Genomic DNA, 4458 nt, shown 5'->3' with positions numbered 1-4458 from the left:
AGGTGCCGTTGGTGGTGGAGCCGCCCGCGATGGTGAGCTTCAGACCGCTGCCCGCGTTGGAGACGGTGTAGGTGGCCCCGTCGGAGATCCCGCCGCCCAGGTCGATGATGCTGTAGGTGACGGGGTTCAGGGTGCTCACTCCTGCCCTGCCGCCGCTGAACACCATCAGGCTGTGCCCGTCGGCCAGGGGGAGCAGGCCGCGGCTGTAGCCTCGGGCGACGTTGGCGTGGATACGCGTCCAGGCGTTCGCGTCACCGTTCGCGGTGTTGAGGAACAGGTCCTCCACGGTGTCCCCGCTGACGACGAGGGTGCCGTTCGGGCCGCCGGTGGGCAGCCAGGTGACGTAGGGCGCCCCGCTGGGGATCGTGCCGTCGGTGGCTCGCAGCACCCGACCGGTGACGGAACCGAACGCCTCGGGGTCGGCGGAGATCTTGTAGTAGACGGAGCAACCGCCTTCGGGCGCGCCGCAGTACTCGTGGGTCATCACGTAGTTGCCGTTGGGCAGCCGGGTGACGACCGGCATGCCCGGTCGGTCCGCGTAGGTCGGCATCGACACGTCGTCCACGACCGGGCCCCAGGTCCGGAGGTCCGTGGAGACCTGGTGGACGATCTCCTGGCCGTGACCGGTGTCGCGCTGGTCGGAGTAGTAGACGATGAGCCGGTCCCCGTTGAGCAGGAAGAAGGGCTCCCACACCGGGGTGTGGCCGTTGCTGGATATCGCCTCGCCGCCGGTGGCGATGTTGGTGACGAAGGTCCAGGTCGTGCCGCGGTCGGTGCTGGCGTACAGGTCGATCTTGGTGCCCGCCCGGTTGGCCGGGACGGAGTCACCGGCGGCCAGGATCGTTCCGGCGGGGAAACCGCCCATGGCCCGGGGGAGTTCGAACAGCTCGGGCTCCCAGCGCATGCCCCAGCCGTTCTGCGTGTCGGCGACGTCGGAGATCTTGCTCCAGGAGTTGCCGTTGTCGGTGCTGCGGTAGATGGGGAAGACGGGGGTGCCGTTGGTGTACTGCTCGAACGTGGCGAGGATGGTGCCGTTGGCCGAGCCGTTGTACTTCAGGCGCAGCCCCCGCGGGTAGAGCGAGCCGGGCGAGGGCGCGCCCGACGGCGGGGTGTACAGGGTCCGGGCGGGGACGGAGAGGGCGTTCGCCCTGCCCGCGGTCGGCAGGACCAGCGTCGCCGCGGCGACGATCAGGGCGAGCAGCAGGAACAGGACAGTGCTGGGACGCGGAGCGGCGCCGGGTCTGGCGCCTGACCGGGCAGGGGACATGTGCGGCTCCGATGACGGGGAAGGGGAGGTGTTGCGGTGCCCGCCCTCCCAACCGGTCGGGTGGGGAGCGGCGGAGTCCAATGGGCGCGTGCCAGTCGGGTCCGAAGGGTCTGGTGACGTCGCTGCGTGGCCCGGCCGGATCCGTCGCGGGGGACGGCCGGTGGGTGACGGACGGGGTGCCCGGGTGTGTGGGCGCACGTCCGGGGTGGTCTTCGGCTGGTGTTCAGGTGGTGGGCTGGTGCTCAGATGCTGCGCAGCAGCGGCCGGCCCCGGTGAGCCGACGGGGGTGCGGTCGAGCCGCGGACGACAAGTTCGACCGGTGGTTCCTCGGCCCGAGGCGGCTCGGCGTCGGGCTTCTCGATGGCGTGCACGAGAAGACGGATTCCTTCCCGGGCCGAGGCCTCGAAGGGCTGACGGACGGTGGTCAGGGGCGGGGAGACGTACGCGAAGACCGGGTTGCCGTCGAACCCGACGACACTGATGTCCTCCGGCACACGCCGACCGGCTTCCCGCAGGGCATGGATCAGGCCGATGGCCATCTCGTCACCCGCGGCGAACACCGCGGTCACCGAACGGTCCGAGGCCAGCGCGCGACCGGCCGCGTACCCGGAGGCGGCCGACCAGTCGCCGTTGAGCAGCGGCGGTTCGTGCGCGCCCCGCGCGGCAAGTGCCGCCTGCCATCCCTCGATGCGGTCCTTGGTGGCGTACCACTGTCGCGGGCCGGCGAGGTGATGGACCGTCTGGTGGCCGAGGTCCAGCAGGTGTTCGGTGGCCGCTCGCGCCAGTTCACGGGCGCCCACGCTCACGGCCATGGTCCGGGTGGCGGTGAACGAAGGTGGTGCTCCCAGGAAGAGGACCGGCACGTCGACGCGGAGCGGGACTTCTCCTTTGACGATGGGTTCGGAGACGACGACGCCGTCCACGCCCTGTTCGAGGAGTGACTCGACGGCGCCTGCGATGCCTTCCGGGTCGCCGTCCGGCGTGTTGATCACGCGGAGTGCGTAGCCGGCGTCCCGTACGGCCTGTTCGATGTGCACGAGCAGGGAGGCGGTTCCGTACCCGGCGGTTCCCAGGGCGACGACACCGACGGAGCGGGTGCGTCCGGAGGCCAGTGCCCTGGCGGCGTGGTTCAGCCGGTAGCCGAGTTCCTCGGCGGCCGCGAGGACACGCCGACGCGCCTCGTCGGAGACGTACGGCTCGTTGTTCAGCACCCGAGAGACCGTCTTGCGTGAGACCCCGGCCAGTTGTGCGACGTCCGCACTGCGCGGCACGGAAGAGCCCGCGTCGCGCCCCGCTCCTGGTGTCATGACGTCTCCCTACGGCTGTGTCTGTGCTGCGAACCAGCTCAACGGTATGACCGCGTGATCTGACCGCGCGGTCATGTCTACGCATCCGACAGCCATGCGTCAAGAGTTCTCGCGACTCACTTCCGTTCCGCACCGTGCCGCGAGGGCCGGGACGACCACCTCGACAGGCGGACCCCCTGGGGCACATCGCCGCTGGTGAGAGCCCAAATGGCCAGGCTGTCCCGCCCCCTTGGACAAGCCCGTGGGCCTAGTCCGGCAGCGAAGGGGGCACCCCGCCCACAGGGTCGGCCCGGACGGGCGAGCAACCGCAAAGCCTTGACATCGGCCCCACGCAGCCCTCACTCTTCCTGGCATCCACCGATCGGGTCTGTGCGATCTCGTTTGATTCTGGTTGCTTGGCGACCACTTCCTCACCACATCTCTTCGGGCCGACGTGCCAAACCTGGGTACCGCCGCCCTCTCAGGAGCCGAAATGCACCTTTCCTCCCCTGGTCAGCCCATGCCCGGCACCAGCCGCCGCGGCCTGCTGCGCGGTATCGGCGGTGCCGCCGTCCTCGCGGGCGCCGGCATCCCGCTGCTGTCCGCCTGCGGCGGCAGCGGCGCCGCGTCCGACCCGAAGACCGTCACCGTCGGGTCCAACGCCTCCGACGCCGTCCCGAAGAAGGCATACGGCGACGTCTACGCGGCCTTCACCAAGCAGTCCGGGATCAAGGTCGCCCTCAACACCAAGGACCACGGCACGTTCCAGGAGCAGATCAACTCCTACCTGCAGGGCACCCCGGACGACGTGTTCCAGTGGTTCGCGGGCTACCGGATGCAGTTCTTCGCGGCCAAGGGGCTGGCCTCCCCGATCGACGACGTGTGGAAGACGATCGGCGGCAACTTCCCCAGCGCCATGCACGACCTGAGCAAGGGTCAGGACGGCAAGTACTACCTGGTACCGCTGACCACGTCCCCCTGGGCGGTCTTCTACCGCAAGAGCGTCTTCCAGAAGTACGGCTACGAGGTCCCCACCACGTGGGACGCATACATCGCCCTGTGCAAGCAGATGAAGAAGGACGGCCTGGTCCCGATCGCGTACGGCGACAAGGACGCCTGGCCGGCGATGGGCAGCTTCGACCAGATCAACTTCCGTCTGAACGGCTACGACTTCCACGTCGAGCTGATGGCGGGCAAGGCCGCCTGGACCGACGCCAAGGTCCGCAAGGTCTTCGACACCTGGGCCGAGACCCTCCCCTACCACCAGGAGGGCGCGGTCGGCCGAACCTGGCAGGACGCCGCCCAGACGCTGGTGGCCAAGAAGGCCGGCATGTATATGCTCGGCATGTTCGTGGCCCAGCAGTTCACCGACAAGGCCGACCTGGACGACCTCGACTTCTTCGCCTTCCCCGAGATCGACCCGCAGTTCGGGCAGGACACCGTGGAGGCGCCGACCGACGGCATCATGCTCAGCAAGAGCCCGAAGAACCACTCCGGCTCCGTCAAGCTGCTCGAGTTCCTGGGCACGCCGCAGGCCGAGGAGATCTACCTCAAGGCCGACCCGAGCCTTATCGCCGCCTCCACGAAGGCCGACACCTCCGGCTACAGCGCCCTTCAGAAGAAGGGCTACGAGATGATCGCGCAGGCGAAGCATCTCACCCAGTTCATGGACCGCGACAGCCGGCCCGACTTCACCTCCACGGTGATGCAGCCCGCGCTGCAGAAGTTCATCCGCGACCCCAAGGGCATCGACAGCCTGCTGTCCTCCATCGAACGCCAGAAGAAGACGATCTTCGCGTCCGACTGAGACCGCCCCCTTCTGAAGCGGATGAACACCGACACCATGAGCTCCGAAACGACCACGAAGTCCCCGGAGGCGGCCGCGGTGGCGCCGCCCGGCGCCCC

3 protein-coding genes are annotated in these 4458 nt (G+C 69.0%); 1 reads left to right on the top strand and 2 read right to left on the bottom strand.

The genetic code is table 11. From position 1 onward, the window contains the following. Both ACPT94_RS42085 and ACPT94_RS42080 read right to left on the bottom strand, forming a co-directional pair. Positions 1 to 1267 (bottom strand): sialidase family protein (locus ACPT94_RS42085; protein ID WP_489686607.1); only part of this gene is annotated, 1267 nt, incomplete at its 3' end. 242 nt (positions 1268 to 1509) lie between these two features. Beyond that, positions 1510 to 2574 carry a LacI family DNA-binding transcriptional regulator gene (locus ACPT94_RS42080; RefSeq protein ID WP_360351252.1) on the bottom strand — a complete coding sequence of 355 codons (1065 nt, stop codon included), beginning with the start codon at positions 2572 to 2574 and terminating at the stop codon, positions 1510 to 1512. Between the two features lie 472 nt (positions 2575 to 3046). On the opposite strand from ACPT94_RS42080, the gene ACPT94_RS42075 reads away from it, so the two are divergent. Then, complete coding sequence (locus ACPT94_RS42075; protein WP_360351254.1) at positions 3047 to 4360, top strand: ABC transporter substrate-binding protein; 1314 nt, start codon at positions 3047 to 3049, stop codon at positions 4358 to 4360. Positions 4361 to 4458 lie beyond the last annotated feature (98 nt).

This window comes from Streptomyces aurantiaciflavus, assembly GCF_049808595.1.
GTDB lineage: Bacteria > Actinomycetota > Actinomycetes > Streptomycetales > Streptomycetaceae > Streptomyces.
This window is presented reverse-complemented; position numbering and strand designations above follow the sequence as displayed.

Bases quoted from the DNA above. Each gene is read 5' to 3' on its own strand.
- ACPT94_RS42080 (WP_360351252.1), bottom strand. From the start codon at position 2,574: ATGACACCAGGAGCGGGGCGCGACGCGGGCTCTTCCGTGCCGCGCAGT.
- ACPT94_RS42075 (WP_360351254.1), top strand. From the start codon at position 3,047: ATGCACCTTTCCTCCCCTGGTCAGCCCATGCCCGGCACCAGCCGCCGC.